A 25,641-nucleotide genomic window follows, 5' to 3' on the forward strand; every position below is an offset into this window, starting at 1 on the left:
TTTATGGTGGCACGCCCAAGTAGACTTAATTATATACGCGAATAAGGTTTTCGTTTACTATTTGCACGCGGTATTGTTTTAAAGGATAGGTGGTGCCTCCTTGTCCGGTGAATAAGCTGTATTCTTTTTTGTCACAAGAACAAAGGGCATTTACTCCCTTTATGGTCATGGCGGCACAACTGCCTGCTTCTTGATTTGGACAAGCGGCATCAAAAGCATTGTAGCCACTACCTGTGTTGAAAACGATAATTCCACTAACTCCTACGCCAGAATAATAGATAGCGTTGCTAGGATATTTCAGTGTAGAATATGTTGGTAAATTTAGGTTGAGATCGACAGAAAAGCTGTAGTTTGGCAAGTATGGGTTTTTATTGGAGTTTTCGTTATCGCTGCAACCCAAGAAAAAAAGGGATGTAATAATTAAAAGAAAGTATTTTTTCATTATCAAAAATTAAATATAAACTATTAGCGAAACAAATTTAATTTATTTAACTTTGAATCTGTTATGATTAACATATAATTGTAAACTAAAAACAAAAATATAGTATCTTTGTGGAAAGAAATCCCGTCCTGATGGGATTTTTTCTATTTTATATAAATGACGAAATTATGAGCGCAATATCTTATTACACAGCGGAAGGATTAAAAAAATTAAGAGAAGAATTAGATTATTTAAAAAGCGTGATGCGCCCAAAGGCATCTCAAGATATAGCAGATGCAAGAGATAAAGGTGACTTATCTGAAAATGCAGAATATGATGCAGCCAAAGAAGCTCAAGGTATGCTGGAAATGAGAATTGCTAAGTTGGAAGAGGTGCATTCTAACGCGAGATTAATTGATGAAACGCATTTGGACCTTTCTAAAGTGCTAGTTTTATCAATTGTGAAAATCAAAAACCAAACCAATGGAATGGAAATGAAATACACATTGGTAGCGGAAAGTGAAGCCGATTTGAAAACAGGAAAAATATCAGTTACTTCTCCTATCGGGAAAGGCTTGTTGGGTAAAAAAGTAGGCGAAGTTGCCGAAATTACTGTGCCTAACGGTGTTTTGAAATTTGAAATTCTTGAAATTTCAAGAGAATAATTTTTTAATTGTTTAATAGTTAATTTGTTTAATGGATTAAGCAATTTAACAAATAAACCAATCGATATGAGTACTATTTTCAAAAAAATAATCGACGGAGAAATACCTTGTTATAAAGTAGCAGAGAATGAAAACTTCTTGGCTTTTCTGGATGTAAACCCAAATGCAAAAGGACATACACTTTGTATTCCTAAGAAAGAAGTTGACAAGTTTTTTGATATTGAAGATGATTTGTATCTTGGTTTGATGGCTTTTTCAAAAAAAATAGCTATTGCTCTAGAAAAAACTGTGCCTTGCTTAAGAGTAGGAGTGGCGGTTATAGGACTCGAAGTGCCTCATGCTCACGTTCACCTTATTCCTTTGAATGAAATGGGGGAAATGTCATTTAAGCACAAAGTAAGTTTGACAAAAGAAGAATTTGAATCTTTGGCAAAAAGTATTCAAGCGAATTTATAAAAGTATAAAGGCTAAGAACACGAATCTTTTAAAAGTAATTTAAAAGGTTCGTGTTTTTTTATACCTAAAAAATGAATGGTTATGAAAAGCATGTTTTTGTTTTTGATGTTTACGATTGTCGGTTTTGGTCAAGCCAAAGGAATCTATGATTTGGTTGATGCTAAAATGGACAAAATCCCTAATGATTTAAGTAAAACAACTGTTGGAATTGCAGAATACATCAATGCTAATTTTAAGTCTGAAAATGATAAAGTAAGAGCTGCTTTTTATTGGACTGCCTCAAATATTAGGTATGATATCGAGAACATAGAATCGATTGATTACAAAGAAATCTCTCAAGATAAAATAAAGAATGCTGTACTTACTAAAAAAGGAGTTTGCATTCATTATGCTGAGGTTTTTAATGACATCGCCAAGAAAGCAGGTGTCGAATCCTATATTATACACGGCTATACAAAACAAAACGGAAAAATTGATATACTGTCACATGCTTGGTGTGCAGCAATAATTGACAATGTTTGGTATCTTTTTGACCCTACGTGGGGAGCGGGTTACGTAGATAAAAAGAAGTTTTTTAAGAAAATAAACAACCTCAATTTTAAGGTTGTACCAAGTCAATTTATCACGTCACATATGCCTTTTGATTATTTATGGCAATTTTTAAATTATCCAATTACGAATCAAGAATTTATTGATGGAAAAACACAATTAAATAAAGCCAAGCCTAATTTTGATTTTGTTACTCAAATCAGGGAATATAATAGTATGTCAGATTTGGATAAAGCTAGAACTTCTTTAATCCGAATGGAGAAGAACGGCATAAAAAACAAATTGATTCAAGAGAATGTTTTCTTAAAAAAGAGTGAAGTTGATGCAATGCAAAACAATGAAGCAATGGATAAGATGCAAGCAATCAGTGACGATTATAATCAAGCAATAGCAATGTTTAATGATTTTATTTATTATCGAAATAATAGATTTAAACCAGTCTTATCGGATGACGCTATTAAAGAAATGATTGAATCTCCAAAACAGAAAATATTGGATTGTCAAAGCCGTATTTATAAGATTGGTGCTTATAATGACAATAATATTGCTAATGTAAAATCATTAAAGAATTCTATAATTGATGTTCTTAAGCAAATCGAAGTGCAAGAGAAATTCGTGAACGACTATTTGAACAAAAGCAAATCAGGTAGAAAATCAATGTTTACAAAGACGACTTTTTTCGGAATTCCGGTTAGATAAAAGTCTACGTTTTCTTTAGGATAATTTGCATTGTTGTTCCTTTTCCCACCTCGGAATGTAGAACTTTAATTGTGCCCTTGTGGTATTCCTCAACAATTCTTTTGGTTAAGGAAAGACCAAGTCCCCATCCTCTTTTTTTTGTGGTAAAACCAGTTTCAAAAATTCGATGAAACTCTTTTTTTGGAATACCACTGCCAGTATCGGTTACGTTTATTTTTAAGTGATGATTATCTTCTTCTATTTCCATGGACAATTTTCCTCTTCCTTTCATCGCATCAATGGCATTTTTAACTAAATTTTCTATGGTCCAACTGTGCAAAGTAGGATTCAGAAAGATACTGATGGGCTTAGATGGCGCTTTAAATGAGAATTCAATTTGGTCCGAAAAACGGGAAATCAAATAATTATAGGATTGTTTGGTTTCTTCAACGGCATCTTTTAATTCTAATTTGGGTTCTGAACCAATTTTAGAAAAACGATCGGTAATAGTTTGTAAACGTTCAATGTCTTTTTCGATTTCAAGAGTTATGGATTCGTCAATATTTTCCATTTTTAAAATCTCAAGCCAACCAATTAGTGATGAAAGCGGTGTTCCTATTTGGTGAGCCGTTTCTTTGGCCATTCCTGCCCACAATTTGTTTTGGGTAGACATTTTATGGCTGAGGTAAAAATTGTAAATAAGAATGCCGCATAAAACGATGATTAGTGACAAAGCGATTGGATAATATTTCAGTTTGTCTATCAAGGAAGAATTACCATAATATAATTCTTGGGATTTTCCAGGAGCATAAATTATTTTAATAGGCTCATTTTCGTTTTTTAATTCGTTTAAATATTCTATGGACTTTTTTTTGTTTTTTATAATTTCCTCATCAATATTTACGGAGTTTATAATACTGTCATTTTCCGTTAGTATTAGCGGAATTGTAGTGTTGTTGTTGAAAATCTGAAGTGGTAAATCCACTTCGGTATTTTCTTGTGCATTGATTAATGTTTTCTCGGCTGTAGCCCAAAGATTCATTTTTATTCGCTCCTCATTTTTGAATATTTGAAAAAAAGTATAAGTATTCCAAAGAATAATGGCAATTATCAAAAAAGATATAAAAATAATAATCCAACGTATAGGGTTGCTGTTTTCAGAAAAATTCATAAAAGTAAATTTGTGGTATAAATATAACGAATTAATAGCCGTAGGATTGTGTTGGTACAAAAAAATGATTGCTTCCACTACCTTAATTGTAATTGTTTTTGGAGCTATTTCCAGCTGTCCGTTATTTCTTTTTTTGTCTCTTTTAAATAAAAAGAGCAAAAAAGTTAATTGCGAGAGCAATTCGACCATCATGGCTAGAGCATTTGTTTTCATAATATAATTGTTTGAATTAACTATAATCTAACTGCTATTTTGTTATTTTTGTCCAAATAAAAATTTTATGATTAGCATTGATCCAAAAAGCATTGAAACTGCAAAATTGCAAGGATACTTACAAAGTGCAGTTGGACCTAGACCTATTGCTTTTGCCAGTACTATAGGGAAAAACGGGATTCCTAATTTGTCGCCTTTTAGTTTTTTTAATGTATTCAGTGCCAATCCGCCCATACTTATTTTTTCACCTGCAAGGCGTGTAAGGGATAATACGGTTAAGCATACTTTAATCAATGCCGAAGCCACTTCCGAAGTCGTTATTAATGTGGTGAATTATGATATGGTTCAGCAAACTTCTTTGGCTAGTACAGAATATGCCGAAGGTGTTGACGAATTTTTAAAATCTGGATTTACACCAGTTCCTTCAGATGTGGTGAAACCATACCGAGTAAAAGAATCACCTGTGCAGTTTGAGTGCAAAGTGACTCAAATAATTCCTTTGGGAACAGAAGGTGGTGCTGGGAATTTAATTCTTTGCGAAGTGGTTCGTATTCACATCAATGAAACTATTTTAAATGAAAATGGTGCTATCGACCAGCATAAAATTGACTTGGTTTCTAGATTGGGGGCCAATTGGTACTCTAGATCTAATCAAGGATTGTTTGAAGTGCCAAAACCTCTTACTACACTCGGAATTGGGGTTGATGCTATCCCTGATTTTGTCAAAAATAGCCCTGTTTTTGATGGTAATGATTTAGGGATGCTAGGGAATATTGAAGCCTTGCCTACTAAAGAGGAAGTTAGTATATTTGTAAATCAAAATTTTGCAGTTAAGGCTGTTTTGAGCTCGGATGACCTTGAAAAACAGCACTTGGAAGCCAAAAGATATCTTTTAGATAATGATGTTCTTTCGGCTTGGAAAGTACTTTTAGCCAAAAAATAAAATCAAAGTAACAATAATAAAACAAAAAGAAGATGGAAGTATTAGGAAAAGTTAAAGTTGTTAATCCAGAGCAACAAGTAAGTGCAGCATTCAAAAAAAGAGAGCTGGTTGTTACTACAGATGAGCAATATCCACAGCACATTTTGATTGAATTTACTCAAGACAAATGTGATTTATTAAACAGTTATAATATTGGTGAAGCTGTAAAAGTTTCTATCAATTTGAGAGGAAGAGAGTGGGTTAATCCACAAGGAGAAACAAGATATTTTAACAGTATTCAAGGTTGGAGAATTGAAAGATTGGCTGCAGATGCACCAACTCAACAAGCACCTCCAATGCCAGCTGCTGCAACTTTTGCTCCAGCAACCAACTTAAACGAAGAAGAAGCAGACGATTTGCCATTCTAAGGAATATAATTCAAATTTTTAAATTCCAAATTCCAATTAAAAACTTATAAATTGGAATTTGGAATTTTTATTTATTTTGGGATTTACTATTGCCATTGAAATTGAATTTTGAAATTAAAAAATGTATTATTTATCCAAAGCTTTATTCTTTCCACCAGTTTCTCACGCCGACAGCGATGGGATTTTGGCTATTGGTGGCGATTTGTCCACGGAGCGTTTGGAGTTAGCCTACAGTAGTGGAATCTTTCCTTGGTTTAACGAAGGAGAACCAATTATTTGGTGGTCGCCCAATCCTAGAATGGTATTATTCTTGGATGATTTGATCGTTTCCAAAAGCATGCGAAACATCCTTAACAGAAACATTTTTAGATTTACTTTTAATCAAAATTTCAGGGATGTAATTTCCAATTGCCAGCAAGTAAAACGTGATGGGCAGACAGGAACTTGGATTACCAATGAAATGATTGAAGCCTATTGTAAACTCAATGAACTTGGAATAGCAAAATCGGTTGAAGTTTGGCAAAACGACCAACTTGTCGGCGGTTTGTATGGCATTGATTTGGGACATATTTTCTGTGGTGAAAGTATGTTTTCATTGGTTTCCAATGCTTCTAAAGTGGCGTTCATTGCTTTGGTAAATCAACTTAAAAATGATAATTATCGTTTGTTGGATTGTCAAGTGTATAACGAACATCTCGAAAGTTTAGGTTGCAGGGAAATTGAACGAGAAACTTTTATGGCAATTTTGAAAAGAGAATAGTTTTAGTGTCTAATTCGTTGTTTATTTGGTAGTTTCAAACTTAAGGCTTGTGCAGTGTTTTTTATATTTTGAAAAAAAACTGCTTTCTGAAATCTATTTTCTGCGGTCTAATTTCTCTTCCAACAATCAGCTACATGATCATCGACCATTCCGGTGGCCTGCATATGAGCATAAACGACAGTCGAACCGACAAACTTAAATCCGCGTTTTTTTAAATCTTTGCTGATGATGTCTGAAAGAGGTGTTGTGGCTTGTACTTCACTTAGGTTTTTACGGTTATTTATAATAGGTTTTCCATCTACGAATCCCCATATATACTTGGAAAAACTACCAAATTCATCTTGAATTTTCATAAAGGCAATGGCATTGGAAACGGCTGAATAAACCTTGAGTTTGTTTCTAATGATACCTGAATCTTGGAGCAAATCCTGAATTTTATCTTCAGAATAGGTGGCTATTTTTTTATAGTCGAAATTGTCAAAAACTTTGCGGAAATTTTCTCTTTTGTTTAAGATAGTAATCCAGCTTAATCCAGCCTGAAAAGTTTCGAGTAACAGGAATTCAAAAAGTTTTTGGTCCTCATAAACGGGAACACCCCATTCTTCGTCATGGTATTTTTTATATAATTCACTGGAATTACACCAGCCGCATCTTATAAGTTCTTTTTGCATCATTTGTTTATTTCCCAGTGGTAGCCTTTTACGGTTGGAATATAGGCCGATCCGTTATTAAGCATCAGTTCAGTATATATTTTTTTATTGTATTTAATACCAATAGCTCCTCCTGATACATAAGTTTTGTTTTTTTTGAAAGTAAAAACCATTGTGTCGTTTTTGAATTCTGCATCCGAAACTTTCTCTACAAGCCATGTGGAGCCCCATTTAAAATACAATTTGTTTGGGCCTACACAGGTTACGTGTTTTATAAGATCTACTGCCTCTTTTGGGAATTTGTATTGTTCAATAAGCTCTTTTTTGGTGTATGATTGCCCCACTTGGGCATTTCTCAGTAAGTTTCTCAAGGGAGTATTGACGATAGCTTCTGCATTTTTTGCTGTAGGCGTTCCAATCGTGACTTGAATTTGATCTTGATTAGTAGTTGTGTTTTGAACTTCTTCGTTTGATATTTGTGAATTTGGGATTTGTCTTTGTATAGCTGCAGCTAATCCTGAATCGGATTCATTGTAGGTTTCTTCTGTTCCTGTGTTTTCGGTTTCAGTATTTGATTCTTCACTCTCAGTGTTTGTATCAGGAGTTACAGTGGTAATATTTGAAGTCTCTGTATAATTAGTTTCTATTTCTTCAGGCTCGTTTCTCCCACAACTTGCAAGTGAGGCGAAAAAAATAAATAAAAACCGTATTGTAAAGTTCTTCATAGTTAAAGTTTTATAATCCTTATATTACTCAAATTTAAGCTATTTTTTAAAAACTTAACAAAAACAACTATTGAATAGTGCAAAAAAAAATCCCAAACATATAATGAATGGGATTTGATTTTTAGTGAAATAAATTTTGACACTTGGTCTAGTATATTTGTTTTACACCTTTAGCATTATCAAATACATAACTAACTAACCAAGCAATTTGGCCTTGTTTAGCGAAGTAAATCTTTTTGCTTTGTATGTTAGGAATTACTTCAAGTGAAGTTTCTAAAAGATTGAAAGCTGCGATTAAATATTTTTGTTGGTAAGTATTCAATACTTTTTTCATTTCGATATTACTTTCAGCACTTGTCACAAATCTTTGGTAATTGTTTTCTGCAATTGTTCTGATAGCTAGAATGTCATCATATTGAACTTGAGTAAAATTTTCTTCTGCTTTAGTACCGTTTAAAAGTGTGAAAAAAGCCCAAGCTGCACCACCAGAGATGTAAATATTACTTTTTTCTTGTGATTCTGTTCTACTTGTGTACATTTTTTTGAAAGTCTCTCTCATAGTAGGTAAGTAGTCAAATAAGTTTTCGTTGAATTCGAATACCGTTTTTTGCTTACACTTTTTATTGATGATTTCAGTTAAAGTTACTGTTCCTAGATCACATGATATTGGGAAAAATACAGATGATTGATTGATGTCTTTAGCGAAACCTCCTTTAGTATTTCCACCACCTATATCTATAATAACAGAATTTAAATAGTTTTTAGGTGGAATACAACCTCTCAAAAGCAATTTAGCTTCTAGTGAAGATGAGATGATTTCTATTTTTTTATTTGTTACCTCTTTTATTTTCGCAGCTAGATCTGCTGTGTTTGTCGCAAGACCCACACCAGAAGAAGCAACAATGAAAATATTTTTGTCTTCAATTTTGTATTCACCTAGCATTCTTTTGTAGTTATTGTAAACAACTGTGCCAGCTTTGTCGATGTCTTCTTTTAGAAGATTACCATCAATTCCGATACCAGCTGCTATTCCTACGTTTTCAGTCCAAAATTCCTTTACATCGTAAGTGTTTCTTTTAATGCTCTCAACTTGAAGAACGGTCATTTTGATACCTTTACTTCCAATTTCTATTCCTCCATAGAGTTGTGCCTGTGCAGTGTAGGTAAAGATTAGGCCTATTATTAAATAGTAAAATTTTTCTTTCATAATTATTGTATTTGGGGTTAATGCTGGTTGCAAATCTATATTAAAAATATATAAATTCCTTTTTTTTAATGTTTTTTTTGAATAACTTTTTTTTTAACTAAAAAATGCTTTCAAATTGTTATAAAATTATTAAATTTTTTAAGTGCTTGATTGTTGGTTGATTGAAAAAAAAATCTATTTTTGCCAAAATGAATAAATTTTTTGCCCCAAAAAAAATTAATTATGATAAAAAAATACTTTGACAATTTTAAAGATTTTCCAAAAGAAATTTGGATACTTACTTTAATCACATTCATCAACAGAGCAGGGACAATGGTTATCCCCTTTCTCTCAAAATACATGAAAGAAAATTTAGAATTCAGTTACAGTCAAATTGGCTGGGTGATGGTTTTCTTTGGAATCGGTTCTATTGTAGGAACTTGGCTTAGTGGTAAACTATCAGACAAGATTGGATTTTACAAAGTCATGGTGTTCAGTTTGTTTGCCAGCGGTATCGTGTTTATTTTGTTGCAATATGCAACAACTTTTGAAGAACTTTGTATAGGGATATTTGTATTGACGAGTATTGCTGATATGTTTAGACCTGCAATGCTAGTGTGTTTAAAGACTTTTACCACAAAAGAAAACAGAGCTCGTGCCTATTCATTAACCCGTGCAGCAATTAACTTAGGATTCCTTTTTGGACCAGTATTAGGTGGTTTGATTATCATGCAATTGGGATATGAATTTATCTTTTATATTGATGGCGCAACCTGCATCTTGGCAATAATTGTTTTCATGTTTTTTGTAAAAGAAAAGAAAATACCTTTTAAATTGAAAAAGCATGATAAAGCACTTAAGAAGGTTTCTGTTATGAAAGACAAGCCTTTTATGCTTCACTTAGTGATATGTTTGATAACGGGAATTTTATTTTTCCAAATTTTCACTACTTTACCTTTGTATCATAAAGAGCGATTCAACATGTCGGAATTTGATAGCGGATTGCTTTTGAGTTTAAATGGACTACTTATTTTACTTTTTGAACTTCCAATTGTGAATTATGTAAGCAAGAATAAAATCAATAATCATAAAGTTATTTCTTTAGGACTATTACTTATGGCAACTAGTTTTTTACTTCTGTTGTTGCCTTGGGAAGCAATTTTGATTCCTATGATGGTATTTATGACTTGTGGAGTAATGTTGACTTTTCCTTTTGCTAACTCATTTGCAATGGATAGATCTTATGAATTGCAAGAAGGAAAGTATATGGCTGCTTTTACTATGAGTTATAGTTTTGCACATATATTAAGTGCTAAAACAGGTATGGAAATCATCCAAAATTCAGGATATGAGTCCAACTGGTTGTTCATGACTACTCTTGGTGTTGTGGGTACTTTACTTGTTTTTAAACTATCTAAAATGGTAGCAAAAGAAGAATTGAAAGAAGGAATGATACCTGTAGAAAGTAACGAGAATAAATAGTTCGATTATTCTGTAGATAATCTTTTGTATTTGTAGTGCATTATTATGAACTACCTATTCTAAAAGTTGTTGTGGAATTATAAAAATAGAATAAAAATTAAAGTAGCTGTAAACATTTTGTTTGCTGCTACTTTTTTTGTTTTTAGACTCTCTGTGATAATTTGATTTTTTAAAACTTTTGGTTAAAGTTATAATCATTCTTCCAGTAGATATTTTTTTTGTAAGTCATTTTTAAGACCTTTTAAGTGTTAATTTGATATTATTGAAGAGTTGGTTTTGTAATAGTTTAACGTCATAAAAAAGTCCCATTTCGTGGTGAAATGGGACTTTATAAGTAAACGAAAATCTGTAATTAGAATCTCGTTGATGTAATCTAATTGATTATCCTAAAGTAACTCTTTTGAAATTTGTAATTTCAACGTTGAATCCTTTAACGTAATCACCAACTTTTTTACTATCATCTTTGATGAAGTTTTGATCTAGTAAAGCTTTTTCTTGATCTAAAGTAGTATTGTCAGAGATGAAACGTAGAATTTTTCCTGGAAGAATTTTATCCCAAATTTGTTCTGGTTTTCCTTCAGCTTTTAATTCAGCTTTAGCATCTTCTTCAGCTTGTTTTATAACTTCTTCAGTCAATTGAGAGAAAGAAATATATTTAGGAACATTTTTCAAAGTTTTTCCTAAACGTTTTGCTTCTTCATTTTCTTTTTCGATGATAGCAATACGAGCATCAAGTTCAGAAGCAACGAAAGCTGGATCAAAATCTTTGTAAGATAATGTGTCAGCTCCCATAGAAGCAACTTGCATAGAAATGTCTTTAGTTAAAACATCAGCATTGTCAACAGCTGCAGAAATAGCAGTTAATGCAGCAATTTTGTTAACGTGAACGTAAGATCCAACGAAAGCACCTTCTACGATTTCAAAACCACCGATTTCGATTTTTTCACCGATAACACCAGTTTGCTCAATTAGTTTTTCAGCAACAGTAATTCCGTTGAAATCTGAAGCTAAGAATTCTTCTTTAGAAGAGAAATTGATCGCTTTTTCAACCAATTCTTTAGCTAAAGCTACGAAACTTTCATTTTTACCTACGAAATCTGTTTCGCAGTTTAAAGTGATGATAGCTCCTTTAGTTTTGTCTGCATTGATAAAAGAAACAGCAGCTCCTTCAGAAGACTCACGGTCAGAACGGTTATCAGCAACTTTTTGTCCTTTTTCTCTAAGGTTTTGTATAGCTTTATCGAAATCTCCTTCAGCTTCAACTAAAGCTTTTTTACAGTCCATCATTCCGGCACCTGTAGTTTGTCTTAATTTATTTACGTCTGCAGCAGTAATTGTTGCCATAATATAATGTGTTTAATGTTATAAAAATAAAAATTCCAATCTTTAAATCCCAAATTCCAATTTTATTAAATTATCAACATATAGTTTCTAATTTTTTATGGAATTTGGAATTTAAAATTGGAATTTAAAATTTGATTTATTCTTCAGTTGCTGGAGCTGGAGCAGCTTCAACTGCTGGAGCTTCAGCTACAGGAGCTTCAGTTTCAGCAACAACTTCAGTAGCATCAGTTTCTTTATCAGAAGTTCTGTTTGCAAGACCATCAATAATTGAAGCAGTTACTAAAGATAAAATTTTATCAATTGATTTAGAAGCATCATCATTTGCAGGGATAACATAATCTACTTCACGTGGATCAGAGTTAGTATCAACCATTGCAAAAACTGGAATGTTTAATTTTTGAGCTTCTTTTATTGCGATGTGTTCAGCTTTGATATCTACTACGAACAATGCTGCAGGAAGTCTAGACATATCTGCGATTGAACCTAAGTTTTTCTCTAGTTTAGCACGAAGACGATCAACTTGTAAACGCTCTTTTTTAGAAAGGGTCATGAATGTACCATCTTTCTTCATTTTATCAATAGTAGCCATTTTTTTAACAGCTTTACGGATAGTTACGAAGTTAGTTAGCATTCCACCAGGCCATCTTTCAGTGATGTAAGGCATGTTTGCAGCTTTTGCTTTATCAGCAACGATGTCTTTTGCTTGTTTCTTGGTAGCAACAAATAATATTTTTCTACCTGATGCAGCGATTTTTTTCAAAGCGTCATTAGCTTCTTCAATTTTTGCTGCAGTTTTATATAGATTGATAATGTGTATACCATTACGCTCCATATAAATGTAAGGAGCCATGTTTGGATCCCATTTTCTAGTCATGTGTCCAAAATGAACACCTGCTTCTAGTAATTCTTTTACTTCTACTTTGTTTGACATTTTTTGTACTAGTTTACGTTCTGTTGAATTAGCAATGTATAAATGGCGATTGCTCGGCTGTATACATTTAGATGCTAAACTAATTTCCCACCTCGATGGGACAACAACAACATTGTTTTAAATTTTTTAATACATTCTAGAATGTCTTGTATGAATAATACAAGACAGGCAATATTAACGTTTAGAGAATTGGAATCTCTTACGAGCTTTCTTCTGACCGAATTTCTTACGTTCAACCATTCTTGGATCTCTAGTTAATAAACCTTCTGGTTTCAAGATAGCTCTGTTTTCAGCATTTACTTCACACATAACGCGTGCCAATGCCATTCTTACAGCTTCTGCTTGTCCAGTTGAACCACCTCCATAAACGTTTACTTTTACGTCAAAGTTAGATGCATTTTCTGTCATAGACATTGGTTGCAAAACTTTGTACTGTAAAGTAGCAGTTGGGAAATAAGTTGCGAATGGTTTTTTGTTTACAACGATAACTCCTGTTCCTTCAGAAACATAAACACGTGCAACAGCGGTCTTTCTTCTACCGATTTTGTGAATAACTCCCATTACTTAAGATCGTTTAGGTTAACAGTTCTAGGTTTTTGAGCTCCTTGTTTGTGCTCAGATCCTACAACAACATTTAAATTTCTAAAAAGTTCTGCTCCTAATTTGTTTTTAGGTAACATTCCTTTTACCGCTTTTTCTACTAATAATGCAGGGTTTTTTGCTTGCAATACTTTAGCAGTTAAAGTTCTTTGTCCTCCAGGGTAACCAGTGTGACGGATGTATGTTTTTTCATCCAGTTTGTTACCTGTTAGGTTGATTTTTTCTGAGTTGATAACAATTACGTTATCTCCACAGTCCACGTGTGGCGTATAACTTGGTTTGTACTTACCTCTTAAAATCATAGCGACTTTTGAAGCAAGACGACCTAAGTTATGACCGTCAGCATCTACAACAATCCATTCTTTTGTAGAATTGGCTTTTGTTGTTGAAATTGTCTTGTAGCTTAATGCGTTCACAATAATATATTTTAATTAAACATTCCATCCCCAATAAAGGGGTTGCAAAAGTACAATTAATTATTTTAAATACAAATAGCTTATTTGAATATTTTTTTATCGGATTTCATCTGATTATCAATTGTATATTTGGATTTAGCCAAATAACATTTAGTTTGAGTTTTATTTTTTTAAAATAATTTACTAAAATATTTTTTTTGATGTTGCATTTTTTTTGTAATTTTCGCTTTTATCCTTTCGAAAGACCATTAAAATTTATATATTTAGTAAAATTTTGGCAAGTTTAATTTAATCTCTATGTTCTTCTAATTTTTTCAAGAACTTTAATATAGTACAAAATACCATTTCTCCAATGAAAGCAAAAGCAACATTAAAACAAATTGCAAAAGAACTTGACGTTTCGGTTTCTACTGTTTCTAAGGCACTTAACGATAGTCCTGAAATAAGTGAACAAACAAAAATTAGAATAAAAGAGTACGCTAAATTAAAAAATTACAAGCCTAATGTTATTGGTTTGAACCTTAAAAATCGAAAAACTAAAACAATCGGTGTAATTATTCCTAATATTTTAAATTCATTTTTTGCTAAAGTTTTCAGCGGTATTGAGAAAGTAGCTGATGAAAATGGATATAATGTTATTATGTGTATTTCCAATGAATCTTTGGATAAAGAAGCCCATACTCTTGAGATGTTGAGTAACGGAACTATAGACGGTTTTGTTCTGTCAATTTCTGAAGAAGCTCAAAAACTCCAGGATTATAGTCATTTTAATTCTATTATAAATGATGGTACTCCAATAGTGATGTTTGATAGAACTACCGATGAAGTGGAATGCGACAAAGTTATTGTGGATGATTTCGATTCAGGGTACAACGCAACGCAACGTTTGATTGATTTAGGATGCAAAAATATTGCACTAATTTCGACTGTGGATAATTTGAGTGTTGGTAAATTAAGAGCCGATGGATATTTAAAAGCATTGGAAGATAATAATGTAGCGGTTAATGATAATATTATTTTACGAACTGATTCCGAAATAGATCTGATAGATAAAATTAACGACTTATATTCTAATAATCTTGTGGACGGCGTTTTTGCATTAGAAGAAAATGATTCAGTTGCCGCTTTAAAAGTCGGAGTAAAGAAAGGATACAAAATACCTAAGGATCTTCAGATTATTGGTTTTGCTGATGGTATTCTTGCTTCAAGACGATTATCTCCTAGTATGACTACCGTAAGTCAACACGGAATTGAAATTGGTGAAGTAGCAGTAAAATTGTTAATCGACCGATTGGAATCTAAAGAAGAGCACAAGCCTTATGAAACCGTTGTCATTAAAACGCAATTGAAGGAAAGAGAATCTACCAAATAATATAAAAAAGCAAAGGCAATCGAAACTAAAAGTTGATTGCCTTTTTTATTGTCAAAAAGTGGGTGTTGTTTTGCTAGGTTTTATTTCTTTTTCCCGCCACCTTTATTCGATTTTGAATCGTATGAGTTATTGTTGATTGTTTTTTCAACTTTTTTCACATCACTAGTATTTACAGTATTAACTGTTTTTGTTTGTTTAACCGGTTTGTATTTTTGTTTGTGTTGGGAATTTTCTTTCCAAGGATCGTCTCCGTCAAAATCAAAATCACTAAAGGCACCGATTAAGCGAATAGTGTTCGGCAAAGTGGCGCCAGAAACCCATCTACCTCCATTCATGTATGTGTATCTTTTACCTATAGGGTCAAAATAAACATTGGCTTCCGGATAGTATCTGTATTTCTTTTTTACACCATGTGCTTTTGCATGAGCAGGTGGTTGGGCAGTTGCAGTATAGTTGTCTGCTACTATAAAAAACACAAAAAACAAAATAACCGTTTTGATCGTTCTTCTCATAATAAGATTTTTTTGGTTGGTACAATTGTTTAAAAATCAAAGTATTAAAGGTAGTGAAATAGTTTTAAAGATTTTCGATTTCTTTAATCAATATTTTCTCAATCTTGGAAGAATTAAATTTATGAGTAAGGTTCAAAACAAAAGAGCAGGAATCGATAAGTTTCTATTTACGATTACTGCTCTTTTTTTTGTTTCTTGATTCTGGACTGAATATTAAAAACTGTTGTATAAGTATTCCTTAATGTGCTTCCAACCAATTTTTCCCTAACCCAATTTCAACATCCAGCGGAACATCCATTTTAAAGGCATTTTCCATTTCATGTTTAATCATCGGCTGTATTTTTTCTAATTCACTGTTGTGAACGTCGAACACAAGCTCATCATGTACTTGTAGTAACATCTTTGATTTCCAGTTTTCTGAAACTAATTTTTTATGAATGTTAATCATAGCAATTTTGATGATATCGGCGGCAGAACCTTGAATTGGTGCATTAACTGCATTTCGTTCGGCACCGCTTTTTACCATCATATTGGCAGAATTGATGTCTTTTAAGTAGCGTCTTCTTCCTAAAACCGTTTGTACATAACCATTTTCTCTGGCAAAATCAACTTGATTAGACATGTAGGATTTTAGTTTTGGATAGGTTGCATAATAGGCATCAATCAGTTCAGCACTTTCTTTTCGCGAAAGCGAAGTTTGATTGCTTAATCCAAAGGCCGAAACACCATAAATAATTCCGAAATTTACCGTTTTGGCATTGCTACGCTGTTCTTTGGTTACTTCTTCTAATGGGACATTGAATACTTTTGCTGCTGTACTTCTGTGGATATCTTCGTTGTTTTGAAAAGCTTTGATCATATTTTCTTCGCCAGATAAAGCTGCAATAATGCGTAATTCTATTTGCGAATAATCCGCAGAAACTAAGGTGTAGTTTTCATCGCGGGCAATAAATGCTTTTCGGATCAATCGTCCTCTTTCGGTACGAATTGGAATGTTTTGCAGGTTTGGATTGTTTGAGCTTAAACGTCCCGTTGCTGCGACAGTTTGCATGTAATCAGTGTGGACACGTCCTGTTTTTATGTCAACTTGGTTAGGTAATGCATCAATATATGTACTTTGCAATTTCACCATTTGTCGCCATTCAAGAATATCGCGAACAATTTCGTTATCATTGGCCAGATACGATAAAACCTCCTCGCCGGTGGCATATTGACCTGTTTTGGTTTTCTTTTGTTTCGCTCCGCCGATTTTTAATTTGTCAAATAAAATATCGCCGAGTTGTTTTGGAGAAGCCAAATTGAATTTCTCCCCAGCAGTTTCATAGATTTTTTGTTCCAATGCATTGCTTTGGGAAGCCATTTCAACCGACATCGATTTTAAAAAAGGAACGTCCAGATTAATTCCTTCCAATTCCATAGCAGCCAAAACTGGTATTAATGGAATTTCGATTTCGTCAAATAGTTTTTTAGTTTCGGCTTTGTCGAGAATCGGACTGAAATTTTGTTTTAATTGATAAGTAACATCAGCATCTTCTGCTGCGTATTCTTTAATGTCTTCCAATGGTACTTCGCGCATTGTTTTTTGACCTTTCCCTTTTTTGCCAATTAAATCTTCAATGGATTTTGGCGAATATTTCAAATAGGTTTCTGATAAAACGTCCATATTGTGACGCATATCAGGATTGATTAAATAATGGGCAATCATCGTGTCGAATAACTTGCCTTTTATTTGAACACCATAATTTGAAAGAATCTTTAAATCGTATTTAACGTTTTGACCAATTTTTTCGATGTTTTCATTTTCGAAAAAAGGTTTGAATTTGTCAACCAAAATTTGTGCTTCATCTCTGTTTTCTGGAAACGGAATATAGAAAGCTTTTCCTTTTTCGAAAGAAAATGACATTCCAACCAGTTCTGCATTCAAAGCGTCAATTCCGGTAGTTTCGGTGTCAAAACAAACCGAAGTTTGGTTCATTAAGTTTTGTAAAAGCAATTTTACGGCAAAATCTCCTTGAATACTTTGATAAAAATGTTCTGTGTTTTCAAGATTTGTATAATGCGAACTTGATTTTACCTCTCCGCTTTCTTCATCAGAAAAACCAAATAAATCAAATTGATCATCGTTGGATTTTTTTGCTGGGGCTTTTTTAGCAGGTTGTGGTGACTCAACAGAAGTTCCATTTCCGTTAGTGTCGATTTCGTCATATTCTTTTCCGGTTCCAAAAAATTTGTCGAACTGGGCTTTCATTTGACGAAATTCCAATTCCTGGAATAATTCATCCGTTTTTTCAACATCGGGTTTAGATAATTCGTAGTCACCTGCATTAAATTGAACGGGACAATCGAGTATAATAGCGGCCAATTTTTTAGACAAAATTCCTTTGTCTGCGTTGGCTTCTATTTTATCTTTAATGGCACCTTTCAGTTTGTCAGTATTGGCCAAGAGGTTTTCCATTGAACCAAATTCTTTTAGTAATTTTTTGGCTGTTTTTTCGCCAACACCAGGTAATCCTGGAATATTATCGGCCGCATCGCCCATCATTCCCAAGTAATCGATAACTTGTTCTGGACGCTCTATTTCGAATTTTGCCAAAACCTCTGGAATTCCCCATATTTCAATGTCATTACCCATTCGGGCTGGTTTGTACATAAAAATATTTTCGGAAACCAATTGTGCAAAATCCTTGTCAGGAGTAACCATAAAAACTTTGAAATCTTCTTTTTCAGCTTGTTTGGCCAAAGTTCCAATCAAGTCATCAGCTTCAAAACCTGGAACTTCAATGATGGGAATATGCATTGCCTTCAATAATTCCTGAATATAAGGAACGGCAATTTTGATAGCTTCAGGAGTTTCGTCTCGATTGGCTTTGTATTCTGGGTACATTTCGTAACGGTAGGTACTTCCTCCTTTGTCAAAAGCAACGGCCAAATGGTCTGGTTTTTCACGTTTGATAACATCCATCAAGGCGTTCATGAATCCCATAATGGCAGATGTGTCCATTCCTTTGGAATTGATTCTTGGGTTTTTTATAAATGCAAAATATCCGCGAAAGATAAGTGCATAGGCATCGAGGAGGAAAAGTCTTTTTTGAGCTGACATAAAATAATATGTATTTTTTAGAAGGGTAAAAATAATCAAACATAATTGAATGGGGATAGCTAGCGTTAATTTTTAATTAATTAAATCGCTATCCTTTTTAAAATTTGTTAATTTGTGTAAAATTTTTAAAAATGGGTTTAAGGTTATTGTTTTTTTGTTTATTCCTTTTAGTTATTGAAATATATGCTTATCAAGCGGTTAAAACTTTAATAAAACTAAGATGGATGCTTTTGGCTTATTCTGTTATTAGTCTCTTGCTTTTGGTTTTTATTCTTTACTCTTTTACGCAATTTGACCGTTCTGTTGGACAAACACATAAGACGATGTTTACCATGGGACTGATGTTGGTGGTTTATCTTCCTAAAATTGTAATGACGGTTATTCTTTTAGGAGAAGATGTCTTTCGATTGGCAGCCGGTTCAATCAATTATTTTATAGATAATAACAGCAAAGTGGATTTTTTGCCTTCAAGACGTAAATTCGTCAGCCAAATTGGTTTAGGGTTGGCTTCCATTCCATTCTTGTCTTTGATCTATGGAATATTTGAAGGAAGATATAATTATAAAGTGATAAAGCAGGCTATATATTTTCCTGATTTACCAGATGCTTTTAATGGTTTTACAATTACTCAAATTTCGGATGTGCATAGCGGGAGTTTCGATAATCCTGAAAAAATCAGTTATGCTATTGATTTGGTAAACGAACAAAACTCGAATATGATTTTGTTTACGGGTGATATTGTCAACACACATGCCAAAGAAATGGATCCTTGGATTGATACTTTTAATAAAATTAAGAAACATGAATATGGGAAATTCTCGGTTCTTGGTAATCATGATTATGGGGAATATGTGACTTGGCCGACACAATCTGCTAAGGATGAAAATTTTGAAGATATAAAAAAATTGTATGGACAAATAGGATTTCAGTTGCTGTTGAATGAGCATACTTTTATCGAAAAAGATGGTGATAAAATTGCATTGGTTGGTGTTGAAAATTGGGGTAAAAATTTCAAGCAGGCTGGAGATTTAAAAAAAGCATCAGAACATTTAAGTAAAGAGGATTTCAAAATCTTAATGACCCATGATCCAAGCCATTGGAACGAAGTCGTACAACATGACGACAAGCATTTTCAGTTAACTTTGTCTGGCCATACCCATGGAATGCAATTTGGTATTGAGATTCCAGGTTTTTTTAAATGGAGTTTGGCACAATATGTTTACAAACAGTGGGCGGGATTGTATGAAAACGTGGGAAGGTACGTTTATGTAAATCGTGGATTTGGTTTTCATGCCTATCCTGGTAGGGTTGGGATTATGCCGGAAATAACAGTAATTCAACTAATAAAGGGAGAAAAATTAGCATAATTAGTTTAAAATGCTAAATTTGCAAGATGATATCTCTTTTCGAAAGTAATAGAAATTAAATATTTTGGTTTTATGTCAAAATTTGGAGAACTTATAAATGCTCAAGTTCCTGTGTTAATAGATTTTTACACAGATTGGAACGAATCTTCGGTATCGATGCATCCTGTTATAAAAGATGTAGCCGCAGCGCTTGGTGATAAAGTAAAGGTGATCAAGATAGATGTGGACAAAAATCAAGAACTAGCCGATGCTTTACGCATAAAAGGCTTGCCTACTTTGATGATTTATAAAGAAGGTTTGATGATCTGGAGGCAGTCTGGGGAGTTAGATGCCAATACTTTAATTGGATTAGTACAAGAGCAATTATAATCTTTAGTTTCTTTAGATTATTGAATTACTTCAAAAACAAATCCTCTTTGCTTTAAAATTTCCAGAGTTTTGGGTAGTGTGTATTCTAAGTTTTTGAATGCTTTTACACTGTCGTGAAAAACTATTACACTTCCTGATTGTACATTCTGTAATACATTCTCTAGACATTTTTCTGGTGTTATGGTTTGGTCAAAATCAGCACTGAGTACATCCCACATGATTATTTTATAACCTAATTGTTGCAATTCTTTAAATTGCGTTTTTTTTATTTTGCCGTAAGGCGGACGGAATAGGGGAGATTGTGGGTTGCAGATTACAGGGTCTAGGTTGTCGATTTCAGATTTACATAAGGCAATATTGTCTAAATAATCTTCAGTCGAGGTATTCCATCCTTTCAAATGATTGTAGGTGTGATTTCCAATGAAATGTCCTTCATCGATGGTTCTTAAAAAAATAGCTGGGTGATTGTTTATGTTTTTACCAATGCAGAAAAAGGTGGCTTTGGCTTGGTACTTTTTTAATTCTTCCAAAACCCATTCTGTGATCTCTGGAGTTGGTCCATCGTCAAAAGTAAGGTAGATTTTATTCTCCGCATTTGGAATGTCCCAAATGTAATTGGAGAATATTTTTTTTATGAGCTTATTTGTTTTTATCCAATAGGGTTTCATGATTCTATAGCACAATTCAATGCAATTTAAATAAAAAAATGCAGTGTTTTTTTAATTACACTGCATTTTTAAGAGATGTTTTTTAAATCTTATGATTATTCTTTTTCACGTCCAAATCGAGCAAAAATTTCGATATAGGTATTGAAAGTTTTTTTGCTTGAATTGTAATAATCCATGTCATTACTGTCTTTCATAACAATCAATAAACCTCTGTAGCGTTCTAAGTCGGTTATGATTTCAATGCTGATGCTAGATTGTTCAGATGGTGCTAATTTGGCGTAATAATTAAGGTTTTCCTTGTATTTGTCCACTAGTCTATTAAGTAAATCATGTGCTTTTGCTTTTTCTCCAACATCATAATATCCTTTGGCAAATGGTTCCAAAAGTGAATAATAGCCAAATTTCTCCAAAGGCATTTTTTTCATAGCCAAATCAATGATGTTTTTGGCTTTATCAATCTTTCCTTCTTCTATGAGTTTGTTCATCAAACGAGATAAATTCATTCTGTAAGTAAGGCTTTCTCTGCGTGTTTCTGGGTCGTGGTATATTTTATCACTTTCGCTATTACCCCAATCCCATTTCATTATTTTATTGTACATGTTATCCGTGTCAATTCGGCCCATGTCCATCTGACCTGAATCCTTCGGTAATGCAGTTTTTATTGGAACTAATTTATAAACCATACCTTCTAATTGAAGATACTCTTTCATCCATAAATAATCTTCTGCATCAAATGCTCCTCCACTAAAATACACCGGTCTTTTCCAATTATTATTGCTAATTAGATCCAACATCATCAATCTGTTTTTGTAGATAGCGCTTCCTTTGATATCAATATCAATATACGGAACAATAGAGTCGCTAAGTTTAGGATCAACTACCTTATTCTTTAAGATATTTGCTTTGTCTATTGGGATTCTGATTTTATTTGTAGGGTAGAAATGGATAGTTTGCCCGTTTTGCATTTCTACTGTTGATTTTGGGTTTTTTATAAATGAAATAAAATCTTTTAAATCCCAACGGCTTTCCGTTTTTTGTATGTATGCTACATAGTCTAGTTTATCACCAACATACTCATCGTGTGTAAACGAAATTGGTAATAAATTCGATTCGTATGCTTTTCTTTTCATTTGATCAATGTACCAATCCGTCATGAATAAACTGGTGTTGACAATCTTGATGTCAGTACGAATGCCTTCTATTTCCTGGGCGTACCAAAGAGGGAAGGTGTCGTTATCTCCAATAGTGAATAAAATGGCGTTAGGGTCGCAGGATTGAAGATATGCTTTTGCCATTGCGGTTGCCGTATATTTTCCGGAGCGATCATGATCATCCCAGTTTTGGTAAGCCATTAGCATTGGTGCTGCTAATAAGCATCCGCCAATAAGCACAGGTCCTGCAATTTTTGGGGCAAGATATTTTTGTGCGCTTTCGTATAATGCATATACTCCAAATCCGATCCATATTGCAAATACGTAAAATGAGCCGACTAAGGCATAATCTCTTTCACGAGGTTCAAATGGTCGTTCGTTTAGGTAGATTTTCAACGCAATTCCCAAGAAAAGGAAAAGAGCCAATAAAACATAAAAACTTTTTCTGTCTTTGCCTGCATGATACATGATTCCGATAAGCCCAAGTATAAATGGCAAGAAGAAATACACATTACGGCCTTTGTTGTTTAATACATCTGAAGGTAGATTCTCTTGTGAGCCTAAATGTAAATTGTCAAGGAATGTAATTCCGCTTATCCAGTTTCCGTCAAGGTAGTCATATCTTCCTTGATTGTCGTTTTGTCTTCCGACAAAATTCCACATTAAATATCTCCAATACATATAGCCGAATTGGTATTCAAACATGAAGCTGAAGTTGTCGGCAGTAGTTGGTTTTTCAACAATTAAATAGTCTTTATAATGGTTAAGGAATGAAACGTAACCTTCATTGTCAATTTGTTTTTGCGCGTAAGCCTGTCTGAACTCTGCTATCGTTTTTTCAGTTTCGTTTTTTAATTGAGCAATAGCTTTATTATAATCTTCTTCGCTAAGTTGACTTGGATCTAATCCGTATTTTACTAAATCCTCATCATAGTCATAGTTAGGGTTTATTCTAAATGCTGGAGGATTTGTGAAATTCATGTAGTTTTCAATGTGTTCAGAACTCCACATTCTTGGTAAAATAGTTTTTTGACTATCATCACTATTTTGCTCGGCATTTTTGTAGTTGTTAACAATTACATATTTTCCGGTTTTATAATCTCTCTCGTAATTGGGAGCTTTGTCTAAATATGGTTTGTCAGGATCCAATCCTGCAAAAGTTTCGGTGTATTGTGGTCCGTAAAATAATGGATTTACACCATATTGTTCTCTGTTGTAATACGCAAGAACTTCGGCAGCATCCGATGGTTTGTTTTCGTTGATAACCGTATTCGCATTAGCACGAATTGGCAACATTAACCAAGTTGAGAATCCAATTAATATAAAAAGAACACATAATATAAGAGTGTTGTAATGTATTAATCCTTTTTTATGAGTGTAATTTAATCCAAAATAAAAGAAAGCTATAAGAAGAAGTGTTACAAATATAGTTCCCGAATTAAATGGTAATCCCATTGAATTAACCATGAATACTTCTGTTTTACCAAAGAATGCCATCGTTAACGGAAGTAATAATTTGAATATAAAAAGCAATATAGATACCACAACAATGTTGGCTATAATGAAGTTTTTAACGGTGACTACTTTATAGTTTTTGAAAAAATATAAAAACCCAATTGCAGGAATAGTCAGTAGCGACATAAAGTGTACCCCGAAAGATAATCCAACTACCAGAGAAATTAAAAGAAGCCATCTATTTCCTCTTGGAGTGTTCATTTCTTGTTCCCAGCGTAATCCCAACCACAATAGTAGAGAGATTAGCAAAGTAGCCATTGCGTAAACTTCGGCTTCAACTGCATTGTACCAGAAACTATCTGAAAAGGTATAGGCTAAAGCACCGACTAAAGAGCTTCCAAGGATGACAATTGAATTGTTTGTATTGATTTCTGAATACTGTCCAATTATTTTTTTTAAGATCATTGTTGATGACCAAAACATAAATAATATAGTAAAGGCACTTGAAAATACAGAAGTCATATTCACCATTAAAGCAATGTGTTCATTATCTATCGCAAACATTGCAAAAAAAGCGCCAATCATTTGGAATAATGGTGCTCCTGGTGGGTGACCAACTTCAAGTTTGGCGGCTGTAGCGATGTATTCACCACAATCCCAAAAACTCATTGTAGGTTCAACAGTAAGTGTATAAGTTATTAATGCTATTGAAAAGGCAAACCAACCTGTAATTGTATTCCATTTGTTGAAATTGAATGATGTCATATACTAGTCTTCTGTTTTTTTTATGTGTTTTAAAAAGTGTTACAAAGAAAATGTTTTTTTTTTTAATGTTTAGTCGCATTAATATAATTTTATTGAAAATAATCGTTTCGGCAAATGCTTTGTCTTTCAGTATTTTAATCAGATTTTGATTTTTAAATTGAAATTTGTTTCATTTTTTTTGAAGAAAAAGGCAAAAAAAGTTTGCACAGCTTGGAATTTGTTTTAAATTTGCACTCGCTTAGCAGAAATGTTAGCAAGAAAGCTGGTCTATGGTGTAATGGTAACACAACTGTTTTTGGTGCAGTCTTTCAAGGTTCGAGTCCTTGTAGACCAACGGAAGCCCTTCAAGTTTGAAGGGCTTTTTTTATGGCATTGATTGAGTGTCGAAAAAAAGAAAGCCTCTCAAATTTTTGAGAGGCTTTCTTTTATTTATATTCTAAATGTTAATACGGGTTTTGTGGCGTGGTTTACTAGATCTTCAGAAATACTTCCAGTGAAGAAATGGTTAAGGCCGGTTCTTCCATGAGTGCAAAATGCGATTAAGTCAGCATTTTTTTCATTGGAATAGTTAATAATCCCATTTTCTATATTGCTTTCATTGTATGTTTCAAATGTATATTCTGGCATGTCAAAATCGGCGACAAAGTCGGTTACGATTTTACGTGCAGCCGAAGTGCTTTTGAAACTGTTTGGTGTGCAAATCATTACTAGTTTTAATTTTGATCCAAATAATTTGGTGAAATCAAGCATTTTTTGAAATGGTTTTTTGATTTCTTTTGAAAAATCAGAAGCAAAAATTATATTTTGAACTTTGAAATTGTCAATTTTGTTTTTGATGACCAAAACAGGCGTTTCGGATTGTCTTACTACTTTTTCGGTATTAGATCCAATGATGATTTCATTAATTCCAGATGCTCCGTGAGACCCCATAACAATTAAATCCATGTTGTTTTGTTTGATGTAATTGTTTATTCCTTGGTAAGCGCTATCAAGTCGTACTACTTCGGTTATTTTGATGCCGGCGAGGTAAGGACGGTTTTTGATGTTTTTTAATGTTTCTTCGGCTTTACGTTTGAAGAGCATGATTTCAGGAATGCTTGTTTCTCCTTTGATGGCGTCATTCATTTGGCCTGGTAGTTCAAGCATGTGAATTAAAATGATTTCACAGTCGTTTTTTTTTGCAATTTCTGCGCCAACTCCTATTGCTTCATCAGCATATTTAGAAAAGTCAGTTGGGATTAAAATTCTTTTCATGATGTTTGGGGTTTAATTTATTCAGTAAAAC

At 33.3% G+C, this 25,641-nt stretch carries 24 protein-coding genes and 1 tRNA gene; 11 read left to right on the forward strand and 14 right to left on the reverse strand.

The genetic code is table 11. The features are described 5' to 3' along the window. Positions 1 to 25: 25 nt before the first annotated feature. Complete coding sequence (locus J2W95_RS10745) at positions 26 to 442, reverse strand: Rieske (2Fe-2S) protein (RefSeq protein WP_310006791.1); 417 nt, start codon at positions 440 to 442, stop codon at positions 26 to 28. Between the two features lie 167 nt (positions 443 to 609). Between J2W95_RS10745 and greA the strand changes: the two genes are divergently transcribed. From greA to J2W95_RS10760, 3 genes are all read left to right on the forward strand, one after another. Further along, a complete protein-coding gene (gene greA, locus J2W95_RS10750) occupies positions 610 to 1,086 on the forward strand; it encodes a transcription elongation factor GreA (RefSeq protein ID WP_310006792.1) in 477 nt (158 codons plus the stop codon). A 66-nt stretch (positions 1,087 to 1,152) separates the two neighbouring features. Beyond that, entirely contained in the window at positions 1,153 to 1,542 is a 390-nt protein-coding gene (locus J2W95_RS10755; protein WP_310006794.1) for an HIT family protein, read from the forward strand. Positions 1,543 to 1,623: 81 nt separating this feature from the next. After that, the gene (locus J2W95_RS10760) at positions 1,624 to 2,790 is read left to right on the forward strand and encodes a transglutaminase domain-containing protein (RefSeq protein ID WP_310006796.1); all 1,167 of its coding nucleotides are present in this window, start codon (positions 1,624 to 1,626) and stop codon (positions 2,788 to 2,790) included. Between the two features lie 4 nt (positions 2,791 to 2,794). Here J2W95_RS10760 and J2W95_RS10765 read toward each other — a convergent pair whose 3' ends face one another. Next, complete coding sequence (locus J2W95_RS10765) at positions 2,795 to 3,940, reverse strand: sensor histidine kinase (protein WP_310006873.1); 1,146 nt, start codon at positions 3,938 to 3,940, stop codon at positions 2,795 to 2,797. 280 nt (positions 3,941 to 4,220) lie between these two features. On the opposite strand from J2W95_RS10765, the gene J2W95_RS10770 reads away from it, so the two are divergent. The 3 genes from J2W95_RS10770 to aat all read left to right on the forward strand — a co-directional run bounded on the left by J2W95_RS10770 (position 4,221) and on the right by aat (position 6,263). Then, a complete protein-coding gene (locus J2W95_RS10770) occupies positions 4,221 to 5,096 on the forward strand; it encodes a flavin reductase family protein (protein WP_310006798.1) in 876 nt (291 codons plus the stop codon). 32 nt (positions 5,097 to 5,128) lie between these two features. Continuing rightward, positions 5,129 to 5,503, forward strand: coding sequence for a DUF3127 domain-containing protein (locus J2W95_RS10775; RefSeq protein ID WP_310006800.1), 375 nt, complete (start codon positions 5,129 to 5,131; stop codon positions 5,501 to 5,503). Between the two features lie 121 nt (positions 5,504 to 5,624). Next, positions 5,625 to 6,263: a leucyl/phenylalanyl-tRNA--protein transferase gene (gene aat, locus J2W95_RS10780; RefSeq protein ID WP_310006803.1), complete on the forward strand. Its 639-nt coding sequence runs from the start codon at positions 5,625 to 5,627 to the stop codon at positions 6,261 to 6,263. Positions 6,264 to 6,370: 107 nt separating this feature from the next. Here aat and J2W95_RS10785 read toward each other — a convergent pair whose 3' ends face one another. The 3 genes from J2W95_RS10785 to J2W95_RS10795 form a co-directional block, all read right to left on the reverse strand. Beyond that, positions 6,371 to 6,937 (reverse strand): DNA-3-methyladenine glycosylase I, encoded by a 567-nt coding sequence (locus J2W95_RS10785; protein WP_310006805.1) that lies wholly within the window; start codon positions 6,935 to 6,937, stop codon positions 6,371 to 6,373. Further along, positions 6,934 to 7,638 carry a hypothetical protein gene (locus J2W95_RS10790; RefSeq protein WP_310006807.1) on the reverse strand — a complete coding sequence of 235 codons (705 nt, stop codon included), beginning with the start codon at positions 7,636 to 7,638 and terminating at the stop codon, positions 6,934 to 6,936. Before J2W95_RS10790 ends, J2W95_RS10785 begins: the two co-directional genes overlap by 4 nt. 148 nt (positions 7,639 to 7,786) lie before the next feature. Next, positions 7,787 to 8,845, reverse strand: coding sequence for a Ppx/GppA phosphatase family protein (locus tag J2W95_RS10795; RefSeq protein WP_310006809.1), 1,059 nt, complete (start codon positions 8,843 to 8,845; stop codon positions 7,787 to 7,789). Positions 8,846 to 9,067: 222 nt separating this feature from the next. Here J2W95_RS10795 and J2W95_RS10800 point away from each other — a divergent pair, with 222 nt between their 5' ends. After that, complete coding sequence (locus tag J2W95_RS10800) at positions 9,068 to 10,306, forward strand: MFS transporter (RefSeq protein ID WP_310006811.1); 1,239 nt, start codon at positions 9,068 to 9,070, stop codon at positions 10,304 to 10,306. Positions 10,307 to 10,687: 381 nt separating this feature from the next. On the opposite strand, the gene tsf is transcribed toward J2W95_RS10800, so the two are convergent. The 4 genes from tsf to rplM all read right to left on the reverse strand — a co-directional run bounded on the left by tsf (position 10,688) and on the right by rplM (position 13,597). Next, the gene (tsf, locus tag J2W95_RS10805) at positions 10,688 to 11,650 is read right to left on the reverse strand and encodes a translation elongation factor Ts (protein ID WP_310006813.1); all 963 of its coding nucleotides are present in this window, start codon (positions 11,648 to 11,650) and stop codon (positions 10,688 to 10,690) included. 136 nt (positions 11,651 to 11,786) lie between these two features. Next, positions 11,787 to 12,581, reverse strand: coding sequence for a 30S ribosomal protein S2 (rpsB, locus tag J2W95_RS10810; protein WP_077371470.1), 795 nt, complete (start codon positions 12,579 to 12,581; stop codon positions 11,787 to 11,789). Between the two features lie 174 nt (positions 12,582 to 12,755). Next, the gene (rpsI, locus tag J2W95_RS10815; RefSeq protein ID WP_077371473.1) at positions 12,756 to 13,142 is read right to left on the reverse strand and encodes a 30S ribosomal protein S9; all 387 of its coding nucleotides are present in this window, start codon (positions 13,140 to 13,142) and stop codon (positions 12,756 to 12,758) included. Then, positions 13,142 to 13,597: a 50S ribosomal protein L13 gene (rplM, locus tag J2W95_RS10820; RefSeq protein ID WP_077371476.1), complete on the reverse strand. Its 456-nt coding sequence runs from the start codon at positions 13,595 to 13,597 to the stop codon at positions 13,142 to 13,144. Before rplM ends, rpsI begins: the two co-directional genes overlap by 1 nt. A 352-nt stretch (positions 13,598 to 13,949) precedes the next feature. Between rplM and J2W95_RS10825 the strand changes: the two genes are divergently transcribed. Next, a complete protein-coding gene (locus J2W95_RS10825) occupies positions 13,950 to 14,969 on the forward strand; it encodes a LacI family DNA-binding transcriptional regulator (protein ID WP_310006817.1) in 1,020 nt (339 codons plus the stop codon). A gap of 80 nt (positions 14,970 to 15,049) precedes the next feature. Here J2W95_RS10825 and J2W95_RS10830 read toward each other — a convergent pair whose 3' ends face one another. Further along, positions 15,050 to 15,481 carry a hypothetical protein gene (locus J2W95_RS10830; RefSeq protein WP_310006819.1) on the reverse strand — a complete coding sequence of 144 codons (432 nt, stop codon included), beginning with the start codon at positions 15,479 to 15,481 and terminating at the stop codon, positions 15,050 to 15,052. A gap of 238 nt (positions 15,482 to 15,719) precedes the next feature. Further along, on the reverse strand, positions 15,720 to 18,581 hold the full coding sequence (gene polA, locus J2W95_RS10835; RefSeq protein ID WP_310006820.1) for a DNA polymerase I: 2,862 nt from the start codon (positions 18,579 to 18,581) through the stop codon (positions 15,720 to 15,722). A 131-nt stretch (positions 18,582 to 18,712) separates the two neighbouring features. Between polA and J2W95_RS10840 the strand changes: the two genes are divergently transcribed. Then, entirely contained in the window at positions 18,713 to 19,948 is a 1,236-nt protein-coding gene (locus tag J2W95_RS10840; RefSeq protein WP_310006822.1) for a metallophosphoesterase, read from the forward strand. Between the two features lie 72 nt (positions 19,949 to 20,020). Then, entirely contained in the window at positions 20,021 to 20,317 is a 297-nt protein-coding gene (locus tag J2W95_RS10845) for a thioredoxin family protein (protein ID WP_310006824.1), read from the forward strand. Between the two features lie 17 nt (positions 20,318 to 20,334). Here J2W95_RS10845 and J2W95_RS10850 read toward each other — a convergent pair whose 3' ends face one another. Further along, positions 20,335 to 20,985, reverse strand: a complete 651-nt coding sequence (locus tag J2W95_RS10850) for a polysaccharide deacetylase family protein (protein ID WP_310006826.1) — start codon at positions 20,983 to 20,985, stop codon at positions 20,335 to 20,337. Positions 20,986 to 21,080: 95 nt separating this feature from the next. Continuing rightward, positions 21,081 to 24,356: a glycosyltransferase family 117 protein gene (locus J2W95_RS10855; protein WP_310006827.1), complete on the reverse strand. Its 3,276-nt coding sequence runs from the start codon at positions 24,354 to 24,356 to the stop codon at positions 21,081 to 21,083. A gap of 263 nt (positions 24,357 to 24,619) precedes the next feature. On the opposite strand from J2W95_RS10855, the gene J2W95_RS10860 reads away from it, so the two are divergent. Further along, positions 24,620 to 24,690 (forward strand) — tRNA-Gln (locus tag J2W95_RS10860). A 95-nt stretch (positions 24,691 to 24,785) separates the two neighbouring features. Here the strand turns inward: J2W95_RS10860 and J2W95_RS10865 are convergent. Further along, positions 24,786 to 25,610, reverse strand: coding sequence for a universal stress protein (locus tag J2W95_RS10865; RefSeq protein ID WP_310006829.1), 825 nt, complete (start codon positions 25,608 to 25,610; stop codon positions 24,786 to 24,788). Between the last annotated feature and the right edge of the window lie 31 nt (positions 25,611 to 25,641).

The sequence above is a fragment of the Flavobacterium granuli genome (genome assembly GCF_031456055.1).
Taxonomy (GTDB): Bacteria; Bacteroidota; Bacteroidia; order Flavobacteriales; family Flavobacteriaceae; genus Flavobacterium; species Flavobacterium granuli_A.

What these genes read in the sequence shown, in the direction of transcription:
- greA (WP_310006792.1), top strand. Translation starts at nt 610, where the DNA reads ATGAGCGCAATATCTTATTACACAGCGGAAGGATTAAAAAAATTAAGA.
- J2W95_RS10755 (WP_310006794.1), top strand. Translation starts at nt 1,153, where the DNA reads ATGAGTACTATTTTCAAAAAAATAATCGACGGAGAAATACCTTGTTAT.
- rpsI (WP_077371473.1), bottom strand. Translation starts at nt 13,142, where the DNA reads ATGGGAGTTATTCACAAAATCGGTAGAAGAAAGACCGCTGTTGCACGT.
- J2W95_RS10840 (WP_310006822.1), top strand. Translation starts at nt 18,713, where the DNA reads ATGGGTTTAAGGTTATTGTTTTTTTGTTTATTCCTTTTAGTTATTGAA.
- J2W95_RS10855 (WP_310006827.1), bottom strand. Translation starts at nt 24,356, where the DNA reads ATGACATCATTCAATTTCAACAAATGGAATACAATTACAGGTTGGTTT.
- J2W95_RS10770 (WP_310006798.1), top strand. Translation starts at nt 4,221, where the DNA reads ATGATTAGCATTGATCCAAAAAGCATTGAAACTGCAAAATTGCAAGGA.
- J2W95_RS10865 (WP_310006829.1), bottom strand. Translation starts at nt 25,610, where the DNA reads ATGAAAAGAATTTTAATCCCAACTGACTTTTCTAAATATGCTGATGAA.
- J2W95_RS10745 (WP_310006791.1), bottom strand. Translation starts at nt 442, where the DNA reads ATGAAAAAATACTTTCTTTTAATTATTACATCCCTTTTTTTCTTGGGT.
- J2W95_RS10800 (WP_310006811.1), top strand. Translation starts at nt 9,068, where the DNA reads ATGATAAAAAAATACTTTGACAATTTTAAAGATTTTCCAAAAGAAATT.
- rpsB (WP_077371470.1), bottom strand. Translation starts at nt 12,581, where the DNA reads ATGTCAAACAAAGTAGAAGTAAAAGAATTACTAGAAGCAGGTGTTCAT.
- polA (WP_310006820.1), bottom strand. Translation starts at nt 18,581, where the DNA reads ATGTCAGCTCAAAAAAGACTTTTCCTCCTCGATGCCTATGCACTTATC.
- tsf (WP_310006813.1), bottom strand. Translation starts at nt 11,650, where the DNA reads ATGGCAACAATTACTGCTGCAGACGTAAATAAATTAAGACAAACTACA.
- aat (WP_310006803.1), top strand. Translation starts at nt 5,625, where the DNA reads ATGTATTATTTATCCAAAGCTTTATTCTTTCCACCAGTTTCTCACGCC.
- J2W95_RS10825 (WP_310006817.1), top strand. Translation starts at nt 13,950, where the DNA reads ATGAAAGCAAAAGCAACATTAAAACAAATTGCAAAAGAACTTGACGTT.
- J2W95_RS10790 (WP_310006807.1), bottom strand. Translation starts at nt 7,638, where the DNA reads ATGAAGAACTTTACAATACGGTTTTTATTTATTTTTTTCGCCTCACTT.
- J2W95_RS10830 (WP_310006819.1), bottom strand. Translation starts at nt 15,481, where the DNA reads ATGAGAAGAACGATCAAAACGGTTATTTTGTTTTTTGTGTTTTTTATA.
- J2W95_RS10845 (WP_310006824.1), top strand. Translation starts at nt 20,021, where the DNA reads ATGTCAAAATTTGGAGAACTTATAAATGCTCAAGTTCCTGTGTTAATA.
- J2W95_RS10760 (WP_310006796.1), top strand. Translation starts at nt 1,624, where the DNA reads ATGAAAAGCATGTTTTTGTTTTTGATGTTTACGATTGTCGGTTTTGGT.
- J2W95_RS10775 (WP_310006800.1), top strand. Translation starts at nt 5,129, where the DNA reads ATGGAAGTATTAGGAAAAGTTAAAGTTGTTAATCCAGAGCAACAAGTA.
- J2W95_RS10765 (WP_310006873.1), bottom strand. Translation starts at nt 3,940, where the DNA reads ATGAATTTTTCTGAAAACAGCAACCCTATACGTTGGATTATTATTTTT.
- J2W95_RS10785 (WP_310006805.1), bottom strand. Translation starts at nt 6,937, where the DNA reads ATGATGCAAAAAGAACTTATAAGATGCGGCTGGTGTAATTCCAGTGAA.
- J2W95_RS10795 (WP_310006809.1), bottom strand. Translation starts at nt 8,845, where the DNA reads ATGAAAGAAAAATTTTACTATTTAATAATAGGCCTAATCTTTACCTAC.
- J2W95_RS10850 (WP_310006826.1), bottom strand. Translation starts at nt 20,985, where the DNA reads ATGAAACCCTATTGGATAAAAACAAATAAGCTCATAAAAAAAATATTC.